The following is a 20,297-nucleotide window of genomic DNA, read 5'->3' as shown; positions in this document are numbered from 1 at the left end:
TACCCAGGCCCACGGCCCTGTCGCTTTCGGGGGGAATGCTGCCAGTAGTCGGGATCATGCGAATACCCAGGTAGTGGTACTGGAAAATGGCACTCTGGTCACCGGTTACGAAAGTGCCGGCACCTGGTATATCCAGCGCTGGAGTGCTTCAGGCACCGCAGAGGGCGCGCCCATTGCCGTGGGTTCTGACGATGTAATCCCAGGCAGTGATCTGCAACTAACGGCTGTGGGTGATGACGTTCTGACCACTTTTGTGGCCGCTGACGATGATGGCACCGGCATTTACAGCCAGCTCTATGGCGACGATGGTGCAGTGCTCACTGATCCCATGCTGATTAATGACACATCAGCAGGCGATCAGTCCATGCCCGCTGTCACGGCGCTATCTGACGGCACCGTTAAAATCGTCTGGAGCTCCGATCACAGTGGCAACGACGATGTTTACAGCAAAACCCTGGCACTGGGCCACGAGGTGGTCGAGAATGCCAAGGTCGGCACCCTTGTTGGCAAGGTTCAGGCTACGGATGCCGAGGGTGAGGCTCTGACCTACAGTTTGGTGGACGATGCTGGTGGCCGGTTTGCCATTGACCCCCTGACAGGTGTGATTACTGTGGCCAGAGCAGTGGATTATGAGGCGGCTGCCAGTCATGCCCTGATTGTCCGGGCAGCTGATGCTTTGGGGGAGAGCACGGAACAAACCATCGTAGTGCACATTGAAAATGTCAATGAGGCACCGGTCAGTGAGGACGGTGCGCAGAGTGTCGGGGCTGGCCAACCTTATGCACTGTCTGTTGACGACTTCAATATCCAGGATCCTGACAACGACGATACCCACACGATCACCCTGACGGGCATTAACGGCGAGGGCAGCTTGTTCCGTGGGCCTTTGCCAGAATTAATGCTCGACTTTGAGGATGCCGGTGCTTTGGGTGCTGATTTGGCGGGAGTATCCGTGGCGACGTTGCATGGAACCCAGGCAGCCTCAGACCCGAACCGTGGTGGCATTGTCAATTTTGATAGTCAAGGTGATGTTATAGCTCTGGACCAGCCCCTGGCCCTGGGCAACAGCTGGACCATTAGCACCGGCTTTAAAGGATTGGGCAGCGGTAACTGGAAGAGCCTGTCTCGAAGCAGTGAAGGCTTTCAGGTGATCGTCAATAGCAACGGTGAGCTAGGTAGTTACGTCGGTGGGAGCTTCTACAGCTCGGGTTTTGATCTGTCATCTCACCCGGCAGTGACTGCTGGCGAGTGGGTGGATCTGGTGGCTGTGGGGGAAAATGGCCAGACCACATTCTATGTGAATGGTCAATCCGTCGGATCAGTGAACCAGCAAGTGGGCGGCAACCTTTCACTGATAGGGAACAACGGTGTCAACGGCAGTGAGCGTTTTGCTGAAAACCTGGCAGACTTCAGGTTGTTTGACCGGGCACTGGAACCGTCAGAGTTCGACGGTGGTACCAAGATTAACCTGTTCCGCGAACCTCAGCCGGAATTAATGCTGGATTTTGAGGATGCCGGTGCCATGGGCGCGAACCAGGCAGGGGTATCCGTGGCGACGCTGCACGGAACCCAGTCAGCCTCAGACCCGGACCGTGGTGGGGTGGTCGAGTTTGATAACCAGGGTGATGCTATTACCTTGGATCAGCCCCTGGCTTTGGGCAACAGTTGGACCATCAGCACCGCCTTTAAAGGGTTGGGCAGCGGTACCTGGAAGAGCCTATCTCGGGGCAGTGATGGTTTTCAGGTGATTGTTAACAATGACGGTATGCTCGGCAGCTATGCTAACGGCACCTTTCACAGTTCGGGTTTTGATCTGTCATCCCATCCTGCGGTGACTGCCGGGGATTGGGTGGATCTGGTGGCTGTGGGGGAGAATGGTCAGACTACATTCTATGTGGATGGTCAGTTCGTCGGGTCAGTGAGCCAGCAAATAGGTGGCAACCTGTCAACGATAGGCAACAACGCTGCTAACGGCAGTGAGCGCTTTGCTGAAAACCTGGCAGATTTCAGGGTGTTTGACCAGGCACTGGTCCCATCAGAATTCTATGGTACCAAGTTTGACTTGTTCCGCGAACCTGAGCCAGAACTCATGCTGGATTTTGAGGATGCCGGTGCCATGGGCGCGAACCAGGCAGGGGTATCCGTGGCGACGCTACACGGAACCCAGTCAGCCTCAGACCCGGACCGTGGTGGGGTGGTCGAGTTTGATAACCAGGGTGATGCTATTACCTTGGATCAGCCCCTGGCTTTGGGCAACAGTTGGACCATCAGCACCGCCTTTAAAGGGTTGGGCAGCAGCGGGATACTCTCTCGAAGCAGTGATGGTTTTCAGGTGGTTGTTAACAATGACGGTGAGCTGGGTAGTTTCGTCGGTGGAAGCTTCTACAGCTCGGGTTTTGATCTGTCATCCCATCCTGCGGTGACTGCCGGGGATTGGGTGGACCTGGTCGCTGTGGGGGAGAATGGCCAGACCACATTTTATGTGAATGGTCAGTCCGTCGGATCAGTGAGCCAGCAAGTAGGTGGCAACCTGTCAACGATAGGCAACAGCGCTGCTAACGGCAGTGAGCGCTTTGCTGAAAGCCTGGCAGACTTTAAAGTGTTTGACCGGGCTCTTGCACCGGGAGAGATCAGCAGTCGCAACGAGATGTCCCTGGAGGAAAGTTTCACTGCTGAAGAGGTGGCGGAGTTGGTGTTTGTTCCGAACGAGAATGCTAATTCCGGCGCCAACAGTATTGAATACCAGGTCACCGATGGTCAGGGTGTTAAGACTTCTTCCCATACCCTAAGCATCAATGTCGCTGAGCAAATCAGTGGTACTGCCAATGATGATCAACTTCAGGGTACCTCGGGTATCGATGAATTGATTGGACTCGACGGGAATGATGAATTGACCGGCGGGGCGGGCAATGATCTGCTGATCGGTGGAGCGGGTGATGATATTTTAATTGGGGGAGATGGACAGGACGAATATATCTGGCACCTCGGTGACGATGTGACAGCCGATCCCAATGTTATGGCCGTGGATAGAATTCGTGATTTCCAGACAGGCGTTGGCGGCGACGTGCTCAATATCAAGGATCTGCTGGTGGATGAAAGCGAGCATAACATCGGCGACTATCTGGAGTTGAACTTCAAGGACGGCAATACTGAAATTGATGTAAAACCCACGGGAAGCGGTGCTTCTACCCAGAAAATCATCCTTGATGATGTTGATCTGTCCTCCCTCGGAAGTGAAGCGGATGTACTGAATAAGTTGTTAAATGACGGCAACTTGAATATCGATCACTAGGAGGCTGTCCGAGAATAGCGCCCGTAGCGAGGATTACGAGAAATTGAGGATAAAAATTTATCGCAACCGCAGCAGGGCAGTCTATTCTCGGACAGGCTCCCAGAACCGGAAGCGAAGAGACACACAAGCAGGTTGCCAGAAGTACCCTGTTTGTGTCTCGGTTGAAGCTGATGACTGCTGGTAAAGTGCCTATTCCACTCACCAAAAAACAGGGATAGGGATACACGCCAGCAGTCCGTTTTGGTACTTTACGGGCTTAACCGCAGCCCAGTGATTTTATACTATGTATTTAGCCAATCAAACGATGTTCCTCACCACAGAATTACCACTAACGTTATACTCTGATAGCAACAATTTCTGAGATTCCCCTCACTATTTATCAGCCCAGGTCAATGCCATGAGTACCCATTGGAAAGACTATCTCATCACACAAGGCGCCACCTTTTCTGAGCAAGGGGAGGTGAGTGGATTTCAGCTAAATGATCCGGTTTTGCCAACAACTTCACCAACACTGTGCGTGCTAACCCAACAGGCCATACTGATGGCATCAGGACCTGATACGCAGCGTTTCTTTCAGGGTCAGTTGTCGTGCAATATGAACACCTGTGACGCCAGCACCCATTCGCCTGGCGTGCTGTGTACCCCCAAAGGCAGGATGGTTGCCAGCTTTCGCCTGCTTAATACCGGCAATAATTATTTAATCGCGCTGCACCACAGCGTGGTTGACGCCTTTACCCAGACATTGAGCAAATACGCCGTATTTTTTAAAAGCACCCTGGGCCAACCGGAAACACCTTATCTTTGCCTTGGGTTGATGGGGGATACCCTTATCAGCGCTGTGCTAAGCTCGCTGACAGAAACGCCTCCAGAGGGTCGTCAGGCTGTTCAACTCCATAGGGCCAGCTGGCTGTTGAAATCTGACAACTTGAGGGACGCCTATGAATTATGGCTGCCTGAAAATGCCCTGTCCTACTGGTGGGAGCGCTTGTGCCCATTGATGCGCCCGGTGACTGAAAACATCTGGAGTCGGCGGCGTATTGAGGCGGGCGTACCGCAGGTACAGTCAGATTTTTCAGAAAAATATATTCCTCAGCACCTCAACTTTCCTTCTTTGGGGTATGTCAGCTTTAAAAAAGGGTGTTACACCGGTCAGGAGATTGTGACGCGTATGCAAAACCTGGGGCAGCAAAAAAGCCGGGCTTATCCACTGACCTGTCATACCCCCATAGCCATAGCTCCAGGGACAAAACTCCATAACGCGCAAGGTAAATCTGTGGGAGAAATACTGGAGAGTCTGCCTTCTGATAGGGATCAGCAGGCAGCGATTGCTGTTATAAGGATTGATGCGGCTGAAGACAATGACCTGGTGCTTGATGATGAAAGAAAAAGCAAGGTGAGCATTGCCCGCATTCCTTACCCTATTGAGCCTAAAGCTGAGTTGCAGTTCTGATGATGCCCACCGTCTATTCTCGGTCAGGCTCCTGGCACACTGCCAGTTGCTGCCTGAGAAGTTAGAAGCCCCTTGCTTTAGAGGGTGTCGCGAAACGCTGAAATACACCCCGCACCGTCATCCTGTACAGGGAACGTACAGGAACCACATTCTATGGAAGGCACTCTAACCGCACGCATGATGGGGGTTTAGTGATTCACGTCCTTGTGGTATAGATCCCTTACAATCCCTATACGGGATGACGACGGAGAAAATCAAGCGTTTCGCGACACCCTCTTTAGCTGGGGAGCACTCACCCCGGGCTTGTTGTTTTTCAGTAAAAGCTGCCCTCAATCTCATCAAGCAGTTGAGCAGCTTTTTCAAAGTCGAAACTTTGCACAGCTTTGTTCAAGGCATTGAGGCGGGGTTGGTCCACTTTATCCCGAAGCCCCTGAAGCAGCTCAGGCAAGGAACCAACAACGTCAGCGTCCCCGTTTTGCAGTTTCGCGCGAATAGAGTGAATCAATGTACTCACTGCTGCCATCACAACAGTTCCTTCACTGAGCACATTGTCTGGCTGCTCATGGGCCAATACCCGCAAGCTGTTCATTACCTCATCCAGTGCTTGCTGAAACTTTCTTAGCGCGTCCTCAGGTGGCATGACGTTACCGGCTTTCAGAGTTTTATCAATCACACCGGCACAGGCACTGAGGTGATTTGCCCCCAGATTGCCGGCAACTCCCTTAATCGTATGAATAATAAACCCGGTATCATCCCAACGGCTGTCAGCCAGTGCTTCACGAAGCTTCACCCCATCGTTTTGGTGATCATGGTAAAAGTTTACCAATAAGCGCTTATAAAGATCCTGGTTACCCAATAAACGACGCAGGCCCTCTTCCACAACGATTCCTTTGAATGCCAGCGTGTCTTTTTTCAACACTATCTGGTTATCATTATCCAGAATCGCTGTGGTTTGTTCAGGCGTAGATGGTGCCGGGGATTTCTGTAACCAATGTTCCAGTTTTTGCTTCAATGCGGCAGGGTTCAAGGGTTTGGCAAGGTGGTCATTCATCCCGGCGGCAAGGCAGCGTTCTTTATCGCCGGTCATGGCATGGGCCGTCATGGCAATAATAGGTAAGTCCAGCTCTGACACTTCTTCCCGGATAACGCGTGTTGCCTGATAACCATCCATTTCTGGCATCTGGATATCCATAAACACCAGTCTGAATTGCTCTTTTTTGACCCACTCAACAGCTTCCCGGCCATTCACCGCCAACTGAATAGTGAAACCCATGGCTTCGAGCAACTCTCTGGCAACCTGACGGTTGATCTCATTATCCTCCACTAGCAGGATTTTCCCCTGATAGTCCGTCATTTTCTCAGAGATTTCCGGTAGCAACGCCTCATCATTTTCAACCTGACTCACCCGCAGGATGGTTTCAACCAGTACGGAATCTGTCACCGGTTTGATCAGAAAAGCATCAACATGCCCCGACGCCCGGGCAATGACTTCCTCCCGACCGTACGCAGATACCATCACCAGTGTCGGCCGCGCAGAAAGCCCTAAAGCGACTATTTTTTCCGCCAGCTCAATGCCATCCATATCTGGCATTCGCCAGTCAATGAGCACGACAGAAATACCCGGTTCAGTGCCAGAATTTCTCGTTTTCAAAAATGAGAGGGCACTGTGAGGGTTTTCAAAGGCAAAAACCTTGCAGCCAAATCCTTCCAGCTGGCTGGAGAGGACTTCACGCGCTTCTACGGTGTCGTCAACGACAATCGCCTCTATGCCTGTCAGGGCTCTGTCGGTAATTTCCTGCTGATTGGCAAGGCCTAAATCTACACTAAACCGAAACTCACTGCCCTCATCCAACCGCGAATCAACGGTGATATCGCCTCCCATCATCTTGACCAGACTCTGGCTGATTGCCAGTCCAAGCCCAGTCCCACCAAATTTTCGGGTAGTGGACCCGTCCACCTGTGAGAAAGATTCAAATAAACGTGTTTGATTTTCAGGACTGATCCCAATGCCTGTATCTTTGACCACAAACTCTATCTCAGCGCGATGCTCACTACAGATGGAACGCTTTAATCGCACTTCAATACTGACTTCACCCTTATGGGTAAATTTCAAGGCATTGTGGGTCAGATTAATCAGTACCTGTCCAAGTCGCAGCGGGTCTCCCCTGAGTCTGCGGGGCACGTCAGGGGCGATATCATAAGTGAGGTGAATGCCTTTTTCTTCGGCTTTAATACTGGTCAGCCCGTATAAGTTGTCAAATACGTCACCGAGATCAAAATCAATGCTCTCCATATTGAGTTTGCCCGCTTCGATACGGGAAAAATCCAGAATATCATTGATGATGCCAAGCAATGCATGGGACGAAGACTGAATTTTATTGATATAGTCCTTTTGCTTTGCCGTTAACTCTGTTTTTTTCACCAGATAGCTCAGTCCAATGATGGCATTCATGGGCGTGCGAATTTCATGGCTCATATTGGCCAGGAAATGGCTTTTTGCCTGGTTCGCCTGATCGGCTGCTTCTTTGGCTTTATGGAGGGCATCTTCGGCCTGTTTCCGGTCAGTAATATTCCGGCCACTGGCAAACAAATAACCTTCCCCTTCATATTCCATATAGTTTGCGGTGACCTCCACCGGGAAGACATGGCCTCCACGCGTTAGCCTGAGCGTTTCATAGGTCATGTCTTTCTGATGAGTCAGCTGATTCCAGAGTCGTTTCCAGGAGGTGCTGGTCACGACCGGGTTAATGTCCATGATGTTTTTCGCGAGCAACTCATCGGGTGTATAACCCAGTGCTTTGCTGGCCGCTTCGTTGGCGTACTTATGACTGCCATCTTTGCGGAACCAATGAACATAGTCAGCCGCATTATCCAGTGAGAACCGTGATAATGACAGTTCCCGCTCACGCTCACGCTGCTCGGTAATATCCACCAGTGTTCCCAAAGCACGCAATGGACGATGCTCACTGTCACGCAACACCACTTTACCTTTGGTTCTCACTGTCGCATAACTGCCGTCTTTGCGCCTGGTGCGAAAGACACACTGAAAGGCTTCATCACTTTTCATGAACATCTGCTGGTAAAACGTCACAGTGTCCTGCTGGTCCTCAGGGTGAAGCATCTCACGCCAGGCAAGGCTGGAACTGAACAGTTCAACGGGGCGATAGCCAAGGATTGCCTGATAGCGCGGACTGAAGTAAATACGCTCCTTGGGAATATCCCAGTCCCATAAGCCATCAGAGGCAGCGTCCATTGCCAGCTGGTAGCGTTCTTCGCTCTGACGAAGGGCATCATCGGACTGCTGACGCGCACGAGCAACAGCGACCAGTTCACCAACACGGCGCAGTAGATCAAGCTCATCATCATCCACATCCCGGCTATCTGATCTGTTTAATAAGCTGATGCCACCGACGGTATCGCCAAACAGTATCATGGGGGTATATATGGCATTGGTAATGCCCAACTTTTTCATGGTTTCAACCCCTTTGACATTACCCACTGATGCCAGCCACTGTGGGGTAATCATGCCTCCTTGTTTTTTGCTGGTTTCAGCGACCTCCTTAATATCATGTTCTAAAATTGGCATGAGTGAGTCGGCTGAAAAATCAGGCTTAGCGCTCCAGAGTCCTTCAACGGCAGGTTTAGCGTCCCAGGATACGACAAAGGCAGTTTCCGCGTGCATGGACTCCCCCAATTCCTGTAAGAAATGGCTAATGGCCTGGTGAAAAGGGTTGTCCATGAATTGCCGGGACAGATTACTCAGGAGTCTGTCGAACTCTGAGCGGGACTTGAGTTCTTCCTCTGCTTTTTCCCGCTCGGCAATTTCCAGCGTCAAACGGCGATTCCAGTAGATAATCAGAATCAGAGTCACCAGCACCAGCAGCAAGCCAATAAATAACTCTTTATTAGGTTTCCAGCCACCGGGTCTCACAGATACCCAATGGCTTTCAATTTTTTCCCTGTCTGCCGGTGTCAGGCTGTCAACGGTCTTTTCCAGTATACTGGCCAATATCGGATTATCATTGCGGCTGCCAATACTCAGCTCATAGTCATAGTCGGCCTCACTCACCACATGCAGGTTGGTAATCTTCAAGCGGTCAATTTCATGGCTGGCTGACGCGAGGTTGACAATCATGGCATCGAGGTTGCCGCTCGATATCTGGTTTAGCCCACTGGAAATGGACGACATTTGCTTAAAACGAATGGATGGGTACTTTTTACGAAAAACATCATAAAACGCATGCCCGGCAATATAGCCCACTGTTTTTCCACGGAGGCTGCGGGTAGAGCGGATACTCTTGTCAGACGTGCGGGCAATAATAACCAGGGGCACTTTAATCAGTGGTTTGGTGAAATTGAGGTAGTGGGAACCTTCCTCGGTTTTTTGCAACAAAGCAATAGCGTCAACCTCATGCCGGTAAGCGCTGCTCAGTGAGCTGACCCAGTCGTTTTCAATATCGATCTGAAAAGTCACTCCCAACCGTTCTTCAATCAACTTCAGGTACTCAACGGTAATTCCTTGAAGCTCTTTCTGGTCATCAATAAATGAGAAAGGCGGAAAGTCCTTTTCAACAATGACCTTTATCACTGGATTATTCGATAACCATTGATGTTCTTCATTCGTCAGGTCAATGCCTTTAGCAGACTGCTTAAAATAACACTGACTGCTGTTAACAACCCACCGTTGTTCGAGTTTTCTGTATTCCTGAAGTGAAATGGCCTTAAAACCTTCATTAATCAGCGGGATCAGTTCGGTCGCACGCTCTTTCAGTACACCAGCGCCTATGGCTTCATTGAGGTTAAAGTATTTGCTGGCAACCACTTCACCAACCAGCCCTAGCTGGCTAAGGGCATAGTGAACAACAGCGGGCTGTGCCAGAAACGCGTCAATCTCACCTTTAAATAACGCCTTGATTAAAGAAGAAGCGTTGTCGCGTACCTGCACTTTGACACCAGGCAGCCATTTCTTGACAAATGCAGCATGGCTTGAGTCGGCTAAAACGCCCAGTGGCCGGTCACTCAGACTCACCCCAGGATCATGCTTGCCCACTTCGGCACGGTAGTAGATACGATTTGTCAGCTTGTAAAAGGGGTGTGATACCTGCAACCAGGGGTAACTGCTTGTTGAAGATGATAAACTCGCGTGTATATCTGCCTTTCCCTCTTTCAGGGCCATTAGTGTTTCATCAAAATCACCAGCCAGGAATTGTATGGGTTGCCTGGTTTTTTTTGACCACTGTTTCCAGATATCCACATAAAGGCCTGCTGGCTCTCCCAGGGCATTGATAAAAGACAGGGGGGCAGCCGATGCATCAAGGGCAATAACCAGACTTTCCTGGTTTTCAGGGATAATGCCCAACCATTTTTTAGTAATGGCAGATAAGTCAGAGGGACTCAGGCTATCGATGCCGTCGGTGATCACCTTTTTCAGTGCGGTGCGGCTCTCGACAATGCCTGCCGCTATGACTGTGGCAGGAAGCGATGTCTTCAGCATCGTATAATCATTCAGGGTTCCCCAGCGTTGCAGGTAGTAGTGCAGGGCATACTGGGAACCCACCAGAGCAGTCAGGTTTTGTCGCGAGACGCCGTCAACCAGGTCATGGTAAGACTGAAAAGGGACAAGGTTCGCATGTGGGTACTTCTTTTTCAGAACCCGGGCAGTGTTATTTCCGGCTAAGTAACCCAGTCGTGCCGAGTTGAAAATATCGTCCAGTGACTTTTGATGGGCGGTTTTCTTAACAAACACCACCGGCGGGTATTTACTGAGGGCAACAGGGGTGACCTGGTCATGGGTCTGGTTGATCCCTCTGCTAACCCTGGCAATAACATCAATGTCACCCTTTTTCAGCTGGTTTAACGCCTGACTTGTTGTCATGGGTAAAAAAAGAATAGGCACCCCGGTTTTCTCTGACCACTTTCGCCAGATATCCAGTATCAGACCATCGGCCTTCCCGGTATCATTGGTAAACATCCAGGGCACGGCATCCGGGTAATACGCGATCTTCAGGGGCTTATCCAGTGTTTGATTTTTCAGGTCGGACAATTCTGTCGAGGGTTTACCTGGCTGTTCATTGGCAAAACTGTCACGAACACCTGGCAGTAACAACATCAGGAGGAGGAAAACAGATGTAAACGAAGAATATGGCCCAAAGGCATTATTTTTAAAAGGGTACAGCATAGCAGCCCAGACAAAATCAACGGATAAAACGCGGAAGCCGTAGTCTGTTGAACGTTCTTTTTATTCAAAAGGAACAACGTGTCAATAACTACCATGATCGAGGACGGCTTCTAACATATATATAGCCTTCTGTATTGTAACCATAAACAGACATCAGAAGCTCTTGTTATTGAGTAATGGGGCAAAAAAACCTTCAATATCTGCTAGGCTCAAAGGAACGCTCAGGGTTTTTTCTAACGACCGTGATCAATAGAGCAAGCTGGACAAGGCAAGATGACGCAATGACGCGCTTTAGCAAACTTCCGCAAGGCATACTGAGGAAGACTTGCTGCCCAGCTTGCCAGGGCAATAGCCTTGTTGGAAAAGACCTCTGGTGTCATTCATATACCAAGATCTGCCGCCATGCAAAAAGGTATTGAGGAAAAACTTCAGGAAGCCATTTCAGCCGGTAATCTTTCTGTTGAGCAAGCGCGATCGCTGATGGCTGCTATGAGCCAATTGAAGCACCTGCTGCTGATTAAAGAGGGGGCCGGGCGGCGTTATCTCCAGCATGCCCAACCCAGTATGGAACAACTCAAACAAGTTGAGCAGGTGATACTCAGTCGCTATAACACGGCTACTGAAGCGCCAAAACCCCGGAAAAAGTCAAAATCCAGTCTGGTCAGAACCGTAAGCCAGCGCGGTGTCTAGCCCGGATATTTCATAAACATGCTCCTGGCCTTGCTTGCTGCTCCTTGCGGCTCTAAGGGAGTTTTGCTCAGTCCACCGTACTCCCCGGTACGGCGCTCCTTCGCAAAATTCCTTAGAGCCGCAAGGTTCCGCGCAATTCTCAGGGCAGTTTATGAAATATCCGGGCTAGGCGCCTGCGGACTTATGCTCGAAAGCATAAGTCCGACAGGCTCCTAAGGTAAACTATAACGTCCAATACGCCACATAACTTGTCCAAACTGCTTACTGAGGCGACCTGTGTTGTAGGGAATGCCATAGCGTTTACAGATCATTTCTACTTTGGGCGCTACTTCTTTATAGCGGTAGGCGGGCATATCCGGGAACAGGTGATGCTCAATCTGAAAGCTCAGGTTCCCCGAGAGGATATGAAACCATTGGCGCCCCTTGATGTTGGAAGAGCCGAGTATCTGGCGGAAATACCAGTGCCCGCGGCTTTCGTTTTCCAGCACGCTTTTGTCGAATACATAGACGTCTTTGGTAAAGTGTCCACAAAAGATGATCAGGTACGTCCAGAGATTACGTAATGTATTAGCGGCCATATTCCCGAGTAGAACAGGGAGAAAAAACGGGCCAGCCAGGGCAGGAAAAAATACGTAATCCTTAAAAACCTGCCTGCCCATTTTTTTGAATGCGTGCTTTTGCTCTTCAAGCAAACCTTTAGGCGTGATCCGCTTGACCAATAATCGGCCCAACCGCATATCCTGTACCGCAACCCCCCATTGAAACAATAACGCAAAAACAATGGCGTATAACGGTTGAAACAGTTGAGCAATATGCCACCTCTGGTATTTGAACAGGCGCAGGACGCTGTAACCAATATCATGGTCTTTGCCGGCGACATTGGTATAGGTGTGGTGACTATAATTGTGGGTTTTTCGCCAGTTATCAGCGGAACCGACAATATCCCACTCGTAACTGCTACCGCGAAAACGTGGGTCTTGCATAAAATTGTACTGGCCGTGCATCACGTTATGGCCCAGTTCCATATTCTCAATAATTTTCGCAATGGCTAACAGTAAAGTGCCAATGACCCACAATGGAATAAACCAGCCAAACATCAGTAAGGCGCGGCCTGAAATAGCACAGTACCTGCTGAATTTTTCGATACCGCGAATATAAACAGCATCTTTGTGCCCGACTTTAGCCAGGGTGTCCTGCTTGATGTTATCCAGCTCCCGGGCCAGTTCATCAAGCTGTGCCGGTGATAACAGGTTTTGTGTCGTATTCGTTAGCATAATGGAGGTCTTAAAGATTAAGCGCAATATCAGACTGGGCAAGAGCAATACAGGGTTGAAAGCTTTGCTTATTCGCATCTGCGGATCGAACAGATAACTGCTGCCGCTTTTGAGTAATGGCGCCTGTCTCAAGCTGGCAACTGCACTGGTGGCATACACCCTGGCGACAACCATTTTTGACCGGAACTCCGGCATTAATGAGTGCCGAGATAACAGGCGTCTGATTATCTGTTTCCAGGGTTCTTCCTGATTGCAACAGGGTAATCGTCACGTTTTTTTTCTCTGTAACCGGGGCAATTGCAGCACTATTATCGAAATTCTCAATATCCAGAGCTTTCGTATAGTCGGCAAGTGATCGCGCGATAGCCTGATTAAAGCTTGCTGAACCACAACAAATGACCCGACTTTCGCGGGGAATGGTATTTCGTAAAAAATTTTTATCCGTTATGGCTTCTCGCCCGTCAGCAAAAACAACATTGAGATTAAAGACAGACAGTGCTTCCAGGGACTTTTTATAAATCCAGGGATGCCCTTTGCCAGCAAGGTATAAGAGGGTGACTGAGCGAGGCGCAAGGGCATCTTTCTGTCGGGCAACAGCTTGTTTTACCAACGGATAGATGGCAGTAATACCAATACCTCCGGCAATAAATACATCATAATCAGCCGTATGATTTTTCCCCCATGCCTGCGATATCTCCAGCACACTATTTTTGCGGATCGACCGGCGGAGCCACTGGCTGAATGTACCTTGCACCTTCACGCTTAATTCAATCAAATTTTTACTGTTAGGAAGGTTGGCAATGGAGTAGCAGCGCTCCATGATGATACCGTTGACAACACCAATCAGGCTTATATGCTGACCTGTTTGAAAACCTGTAAACCACTGGCTCGGTAGTAATGTAAGCTGGATAACGCTGTCGTTTACCAGACGATAGCTAACCACTTTTGCCGTTGGTGTTTCCCATCGATAGTTAATCTTGCATTGTGACATCCAGAAATCAAACACATTAGGTGGGCATAACCATTGGAGAAAACGCTTTGTATGTTCAGTGAGCATGTCTATCAAAAAACCGTTCATCTACACAGTGAGGGCTGATAGGGTAAATAGTTTTTGAACAACTGTCTATACAGTTGTATATTAATGATAAAAACAACGCCAGGAGCCTGTCGGATTTATGCTTTCGAGCATAAAATTCAGTAGGGCGAGTCAGACTTTTCGATGGATTTGTGCGAATAGTTGACCTATTTAAGCAAATTCATCGGAAAATATGGCCGCTCTTTTTGGGTTTCAGGCCGAAATTGCCTTAAGTCCGACAGACTCCTGGTGAATAATGTGCTGTTATGAAAGAATGCCGACCATCAATCCATCAATCCATCAATCCATCAACTGAGAAGCATATGACCCAGGAAGTTACGGTGCCCACAGGGATAAATAGTAATGGCCGTAAGGCCAGTATTAACCGACAATTGATTATTGATGCGGCTATTGAGCTGGTTGGCCCCCATCGCAGTATTGCTTCTTTAAGCCTGAGAGAAGTGGCCAGGCAGGCCCATATAGCACCTAACAGTTTTTATCGTCATTTCAAAGATACCAACGAACTGGCCATTGCCGTGATAGAAGAAGCGGGCGTCAGTTTGCGTAAAATTATTTGGGAAGCTCGCCAGTTAATCTCGCAGGAGCATTCAGCCGTAAGATCATCCGTCGAGTCGTTTATGAAGCAACTCGACCATGACCAGAATTATCTGCCCATATTGCTCAGAGAAGGGCATGTGGGCTCAGATGCCTTCAAGATAGCGGTGAATAATCAACTACAGTTTTTTGAGCATGAGCTTGAGGCAGACCTCCAGAAAATAGCGACAATTTCGGCATCAAACCTGGTCGCAAAAGCGGTAACACGGTTAGTATTTGCCATGGCCTCAGAGGCGCTCGTTATGACGCCGGATGAGAGGAAGGTGTTAACAGAGGATGTTATTGTTATGGTAAAGATGATCTTACGTGGCGCGCGGTTTCCAAGTGGAAAGGTTCGTCAATAAGAATCCAACGGCATAATTTGTCCCTCAAGCAACATAACCAGATAATATTTTAGCAATGGCAGCGTGCGTCCCTGTTTTGTTTTTTTCACAAACATCATTAGACAAACGACAGTATTACAGGCATAAAAAAGAAACGTCTACAGTTTAAGCTTTTTTACCCACCATAATAAATACAAAGGACCACACATGCTCAGCCCTAATGTGATTGATACCAGCGACGCCCTTGCGCAAGCACTTGCCAATATTCTTAACGTTGACGCGCTTGCCTACGCTGGCATGAACACACTGGTAGGTACGCTGAGTCCTGATCCGGCCTGGCTTGGAAAAATACGCAACCGTATAACGCTTTTAAGCGACGCTGGCGCACAGTGGCAAAAAAATAGACCTACCCTTTGGTCTGAAGTGCTTGCCCCGTTTAACAGCTACTATGCCCTGATGGCCGGGTTTACTGAAGCCACCACAGATCTGGGAAATAACCCCACAGCCTGGAAGGCAATTTTACAGCAGCTTAGCACGAATCTGGCGTCTGCTATCATCAGTACTAAAGTGGCAGAAGCCGCCTTCCAAGGGGAAATTAACAACCTCCGAAATGTGGAAGAGTTACTGACCAGCTCACTGGATGATGCCTGGCGGGAGCTAGCGGAAGAAGAGCAAACAATGGTGCGACTTGCAGCAGAAATTGGCAGTTTGCAAACCCAGCTCAACGACCTGGAGAGTAACCTCAGTGCCACTGAACTCAGTGATGGCAAAAGCTATGTGAAATCTACCGTCACTATTGCCTATTCTATCTTATCATCCACCGGTGAGAGTATTCCCTACCTGAGTATTGCCGGCCTGCTCTTTACCGTGGGTGATCTGGCCTACAACATGATTGTTACCGACAACAAGATTACTGACACTATTAACAATATAGTCAGCCTGCGCAATCAAATTAGCCAGGAGGCTCAAGCGGCGGCCATGACCAAAGCCATTATCCAGATGATCAATAATTTTGATAAGCAGCTTCTGGCCGTTGAGAGCCAGCTACCTGATTTCAGTGCAATGTGGAAAAATGAACAAGCCAAGGTCGATATGCTGATTGATGCCATTGACGCGGGCGCCACCCCTGGTGCTATGACCAGTATTGTGGCAATGCCCGTCGCTACAGCTTCCTGGAAACAGCTTTCAGAGCTGGTAACAAAAATGGCAGAAGCGACAGAACAGGGTACCGGTGTCAAGATAGTCACCAGCGACAGTGTCAAACCCATTCAACGTGTTACATAAGCCGCTCTTTCGCAACAAACAACGCCGCTTATACCAACGACAAAAGCTGTGTTATCACTAATAAAAAGGATAAAATCATGACTGACTCAACTACCGATAATAATCAAACCGTTGCCAGTGGCTTTGCTTCCCTTTCCGTTGTAACGACTTCTTGCCATGGGGTATTGAATACCAGTTTTACCTCCCCTCCCACCAAGCCAGACTGGTTTGATGACCTGGATGCAAAACTGGCTGCCGCAAAAGTGCTGGCGAATCAGTGGATTGATGATTTAGCACCGGATATGACTGCCAGTGTACCGGGCCATGTCATTAATTACGGCACAACTTATACGGCATTGACAGACCAAATTGTCGAATTACTGGATAAAGACCCCACAGCCAGCGGCAAGGATAACACGACGATTCAGGAAGCGTTCGCGCTGATTTCTGCCCTGGATAAATCGCTCTCCGATATCATTACAGAAGTTGAAGCAACGGCAACCTCATTAACAACATGGGGCGACAGTATGCAAACGGCCCATGACAACCTGTTTAATGGTGCTGCCAGTATTCAATCGGCAGAGACTGATCTGCAATCGGATATCAATACCATGAACAGTGCCATTGATGGCCTTAAAGCCCAGATTGATGCCGAAAACAAAGCCATTGCTGCTGGCGCAGGTGCTATTGGCGTGGGATTGCTGGCGTTAGTTGCCGGTATTGCCCTGGCACCGGAAACAGGGGGCGCTTCACTGATTGTTGCCGGCATTGGCGGCGCGGCTATTATCGGAGGGGCTGTGGACTGGGGCGTCATGCAAAGCAAAATCAATGATCAGTTTAAAGAGATCGCCGATGACCAGAAACAGATTGATTCCGATAACCGACAGTTGGTGGCTTTGCAGGGACTTTCCCTGTCAGCCAATTCCGCCATTTCTTCCATTGCTGTAGCGACACAAGCCCTGTCTGATGTAAAAACCATGTGGGCGCTGTTTAAAAGTGAGCTGCAAGGGACACTGACCAAACTTGAGCAGGCCGACGAAGAACTCATGGCAATTGTCAATAAAGCCTATATTCTCGGCGCGCAAAAAGAGTGGAACCTGGCGGTGGAGTACGCCCAGAAGCTGACCAGCACAACCTATGATGTAGAAAGCAAAGAAGTGTCTATGACCGGTGAAGCGGCATAAGCCACCATCATACCTGACACGAAATACAACCCGGACAACGCTATATTCGTTATATCCGTTGTGCGGGTTGTGCCGCTTTTATGGATTTCACCGGAACTGTCTATGTCACTCAATGCTCACGCTATTGATCATCAATTGTCAGAATCCTTTCATGCCGATGCCACTATCAGTGCCGCGTGTCAGGGTATTTTGACCACAAAAATCACCCCGACGAACACCCCGTGGTATGCCACACTTAATCAGGAACTGGATGACCTGAAGGGTGTCGCCCAACAGTGGGATAAAGAAGAAGTCAATCAACTGAAAAATACCGTGTTGCCTGCTATTATTGAATGTGGTTTAGCCTTTACCCAATCAGAAAACCATCTGCTGGATTTATTCAACCAGGCAGAGGCTGATCCCATCAAGCAAAAGCAGGCACTGACTACTGGGCTTCAGGCATTGAATAAACCAGCAAAGGCCATTGTCACGGCGATTTCCCACTATGAGAGCAGTTTAAAAAGCTGGGGAAACAGGCTCCGTCAAGCACACGACAAACTTAATGCGTCCGTTGGCAAGATCCAGTCAAAAGAGCAATCACTGGCCAGCAGAATTCAATCTGTCAACAAGACGATTGTTGATTTGCAAAACCAGATTGTCAAAGACAAAACCCTGATTAAAAAAGCCCAAAAGGCCGCTAAAAAGTCCAATGTGGTAAAAACCATCTTTGGTATTATTCTTGGCGCGGCCACAGGGGGAGTCGGCGCCATTCTGGCAGGGATGGGAGTGTCTTCCATTGGCGATGCTGAGAAAAAAGTGAGAGCCCTTGAGCGATCCATCGAGAAATACCAGCTCGAGCTGTACAAGCACCATAATGACTTGACCCACGAACAACAGGAATTGATCGCCCTTAAAGGCTTGACGCTTTCTGCGAGCGTTGCCTTGAGCGATGTCACTGTGGCTGAACAGTCCCTTGATACCGTGCGGACACAATGGGATCAATTTCATCAAGAGCTGACCGGTGTCATCGGTAAAATAGAAAACGCTACCGATGCACAGAGGATTATTGTGGAAAAAGCCTGGTTTAACGCTGCCTGTAAAGAGTGGGCTCTGGTAATTAAAGATGCTCAGGATACCGCCAGTCTGGCTGCTTAAAACTCAGATTAACTCCATCTGACGGGCTTTTGGCAACAGGGCTTTTAGGCGTATAATTCATCATTTAGAAGCAGTCTTAAACGTCTGCCCGTAGCGAGGACTGCCGTAAACAGCGCAATAACAGCGCAATAACAGCGCAATAACAGCGCAATAACAGCGCGATAAAAAATCCCTGCATTACCGCCTGTCTTTTGAGGTTATCACCGGAGTTGTCTATGCAAAGCATAAAAAACAAAAGGCTGATCCGCACTGGCTCCTTTATCGCCGGTCACTGGCACAACAGCGACGCGGCGTTGAATGTGTATAATCCCGCCACCGGCCAGTTGCTGGCAACGGTCAGCAATGCCGGTACAGAACAGGCAATAGTTGCCGTCGATAAAGCCTATGCGGCCCAAAAACTGTGGGCAACAAGGACGGCTGGCGAGCGCTCAGAGCTGTTAATGGCCTGGCATGATGCTATTTTGCAGAACATTGATGATCTGGCCCGCATCCTGACCCTTGAGCAGGGCAAGCCCCTGGCTCAGGCCAAAGGTGAGGTCGCTTACGGTGCCAGTTATGTCAAATGGTTTGCCGAAGAAGCATTACGTGTTTACGGTGATACCATACCCGCGCCTTCCGGTGATAAACGCATCGTGGTGCTCAAACAACCTGTCGGTGTTGTGGGTGCCATAACCCCATGGAATTTTCCCAATGCAATGATGGTTCGCAAAGCAGCCGCCGCAATGGCTGCCGGTTGCACCTTTGTGGTCAAGCCTTCCGAGGAGACCCCCCTGTCTGCACTGGCCGTGGCTGCCCTGGCTCAGCAGGCAGGAATACCCGATGGTGTCCTCAGTGTTGTTGTGAGTGAGGATGCCCAGGGAATTGGTGAAGTGCTCACCACACACCCTCACATCAGCAAATTCTCTTTTACCGGCTCCACCGGCGTCGGCAAAAAACTGTTGGCCCAGTGTGCTAACGGTGTTAAACGGACTTCCATGGAACTCGGCGGCAATGCCCCTTTTATTGTCATGGAGGATGCTGATCAGGCAGCGGCCCTGTCGGGCCTGATGAGTGCCAAATTCCGAAATGCTGGACAGACTTGCGTCTGCCCCAACCGGGTATTCATCCACCGTAGTATTTATGATAATTTTGCCGACAAACTGCAAAATAAACTCGGCACACTCACCATTGGCCCTGGTTTAAACGACGAAGTTGACATTGGGCCACTGATCAACGAGAAAGCGACCAGCAAGATCAAGGCTCTGGTGGAAAGGTCCCTGGCTATGGGGGCAAAAGTCCTGTACACATTGTCCGCCCCTTTAGACGGTTGCTACTACCCTCCCACAATTATGGTGAACGTGAATAATCAGATGCCCATCGCCCGAACGGAGATTTTTGGTCCGGTTGCTACCCTGATTCCTTTTGACTCTGAACAGGAGGTTGTTGAGTTGGCAAACGATACGGAATACGGACTGGCCGCTTATTTATACACGCGGGATGTTGGGCGTATTTTCCGCATGAGTGAAGCACTGGCATTCGGTATGGTGGCGATTAATGAGGGGGTCGTTTCCAATGCCGCCTCGCCTTTTGGTGGCGTGAAAGCATCCGGTCATGGCCGGGAAGGTTCTAAATACGGTCTGGATGATTACCTGAATATCAAATCGCTCTGTCTGGGGGGGATCGACGCCTGACTTGCCCTCGAGCAGGCATGAAAATTTCTCCGTCTATTGCTAGCCCGGATATTTCATAAACATGCTCCTGGCCTTGCTTGCTCCTTGCGGCTCTAAGGGAGTTTTGCTCAGTCGACCTTACTCCCCGGTACGGCGCTCCTTCGCAAAAT

The 20,297-nt window shown here is 49.6% G+C and carries 11 protein-coding genes; 8 read left to right on the top strand and 3 right to left on the bottom strand.

Translation table 11 applies throughout. The annotated features are described in order from the left end of the window. On the top strand, nucleotides 1-3,292 hold a 3,292-nt coding region (locus V4C51_RS13575), incomplete at its 5' end, for a LamG-like jellyroll fold domain-containing protein (RefSeq protein WP_330926715.1). Between the two features lie 397 nt (nucleotides 3,293-3,689). Next, nucleotides 3,690-4,742, top strand: coding sequence for a CAF17-like 4Fe-4S cluster assembly/insertion protein YgfZ (gene ygfZ / locus V4C51_RS13570; RefSeq protein ID WP_330926714.1), 1,053 nt, complete (start codon nucleotides 3,690-3,692; stop codon nucleotides 4,740-4,742). A 313-nt stretch (nucleotides 4,743-5,055) separates the two neighbouring features. On the opposite strand, the gene V4C51_RS13565 is transcribed toward ygfZ, so the two are convergent. Continuing rightward, nucleotides 5,056-10,851 (bottom strand): transporter substrate-binding domain-containing protein, encoded by a 5,796-nt coding sequence (locus V4C51_RS13565; protein WP_330926713.1) that lies wholly within the window; start codon nucleotides 10,849-10,851, stop codon nucleotides 5,056-5,058. 423 nt (nucleotides 10,852-11,274) lie between these two features. Between V4C51_RS13565 and V4C51_RS13560 the strand changes: the two genes are divergently transcribed. Next, nucleotides 11,275-11,610 (top strand): hypothetical protein, encoded by a 336-nt coding sequence (locus tag V4C51_RS13560; protein WP_330926712.1) that lies wholly within the window; start codon nucleotides 11,275-11,277, stop codon nucleotides 11,608-11,610. A gap of 212 nt (nucleotides 11,611-11,822) precedes the next feature. Here V4C51_RS13560 and V4C51_RS13555 read toward each other — a convergent pair whose 3' ends face one another. Continuing rightward, nucleotides 11,823-12,884 carry a fatty acid desaturase family protein gene (locus V4C51_RS13555; RefSeq protein ID WP_330926711.1) on the bottom strand — a complete coding sequence of 354 codons (1,062 nt, stop codon included), beginning with the start codon at nucleotides 12,882-12,884 and terminating at the stop codon, nucleotides 11,823-11,825. Nucleotides 12,885-12,894: 10 nt separating this feature from the next. After that, a complete protein-coding gene (locus tag V4C51_RS13550) occupies nucleotides 12,895-13,941 on the bottom strand; it encodes a flavin reductase family protein (protein WP_330926710.1) in 1,047 nt (348 codons plus the stop codon). Between the two features lie 284 nt (nucleotides 13,942-14,225). Between V4C51_RS13550 and fabR the strand changes: the two genes are divergently transcribed. The 5 genes from fabR to V4C51_RS13525 all read left to right on the top strand — a co-directional run bounded on the left by fabR (nucleotide 14,226) and on the right by V4C51_RS13525 (nucleotide 20,148). Beyond that, complete coding sequence (gene fabR, locus V4C51_RS13545) at nucleotides 14,226-14,918, top strand: HTH-type transcriptional repressor FabR (protein ID WP_330926709.1); 693 nt, start codon at nucleotides 14,226-14,228, stop codon at nucleotides 14,916-14,918. A gap of 186 nt (nucleotides 14,919-15,104) precedes the next feature. After that, nucleotides 15,105-16,181 (top strand): alpha-pore-forming cytotoxin subunit MakB, encoded by a 1,077-nt coding sequence (makB, locus tag V4C51_RS13540; RefSeq protein ID WP_330926708.1) that lies wholly within the window; start codon nucleotides 15,105-15,107, stop codon nucleotides 16,179-16,181. A 77-nt stretch (nucleotides 16,182-16,258) separates the two neighbouring features. Continuing rightward, on the top strand, nucleotides 16,259-17,344 hold the full coding sequence (gene makA, locus V4C51_RS13535) for an alpha-pore-forming cytotoxin MakA (protein WP_330926707.1): 1,086 nt from the start codon (nucleotides 16,259-16,261) through the stop codon (nucleotides 17,342-17,344). Nucleotides 17,345-17,446: 102 nt separating this feature from the next. Further along, the gene (locus tag V4C51_RS13530) at nucleotides 17,447-18,478 is read left to right on the top strand and encodes an alpha-pore-forming cytotoxin MakE (protein WP_330926706.1); all 1,032 of its coding nucleotides are present in this window, start codon (nucleotides 17,447-17,449) and stop codon (nucleotides 18,476-18,478) included. 215 nt (nucleotides 18,479-18,693) lie between these two features. Then, a complete protein-coding gene (locus V4C51_RS13525; protein WP_330926705.1) occupies nucleotides 18,694-20,148 on the top strand; it encodes an NAD-dependent succinate-semialdehyde dehydrogenase in 1,455 nt (484 codons plus the stop codon). Nucleotides 20,149-20,297: the final 149 nt, after the last annotated feature.

Source organism: Candidatus Sororendozoicomonas aggregata (genome assembly GCF_031528575.1).
In the GTDB taxonomy this organism is placed as follows: domain Bacteria; phylum Pseudomonadota; class Gammaproteobacteria; order Pseudomonadales; family Endozoicomonadaceae; genus Endonucleibacter; species Endonucleibacter aggregata.
The sequence above is the reverse complement of the archived record's forward strand: the minus strand, read 5'-3'. Positions and strand labels throughout refer to the sequence as shown.

Coding starts and splice junctions, on each gene's coding strand:
- V4C51_RS13555 (WP_330926711.1), bottom strand. CDS start 12,884: ATGCTAACGAATACGACACAAAACCTGTTATCACCGGCACAGCTTGAT.
- makA (WP_330926707.1), top strand. CDS start 16,259: ATGACTGACTCAACTACCGATAATAATCAAACCGTTGCCAGTGGCTTT.
- V4C51_RS13565 (WP_330926713.1), bottom strand. CDS start 10,851: ATGTTGTTACTGCCAGGTGTTCGTGACAGTTTTGCCAATGAACAGCCA.
- V4C51_RS13530 (WP_330926706.1), top strand. CDS start 17,447: ATGTCACTCAATGCTCACGCTATTGATCATCAATTGTCAGAATCCTTT.
- V4C51_RS13525 (WP_330926705.1), top strand. CDS start 18,694: ATGCAAAGCATAAAAAACAAAAGGCTGATCCGCACTGGCTCCTTTATC.
- V4C51_RS13550 (WP_330926710.1), bottom strand. CDS start 13,941: ATGCTCACTGAACATACAAAGCGTTTTCTCCAATGGTTATGCCCACCT.
- ygfZ (WP_330926714.1), top strand. CDS start 3,690: ATGAGTACCCATTGGAAAGACTATCTCATCACACAAGGCGCCACCTTT.
- fabR (WP_330926709.1), top strand. CDS start 14,226: ATGAAAGAATGCCGACCATCAATCCATCAATCCATCAATCCATCAACT.
- makB (WP_330926708.1), top strand. CDS start 15,105: ATGCTCAGCCCTAATGTGATTGATACCAGCGACGCCCTTGCGCAAGCA.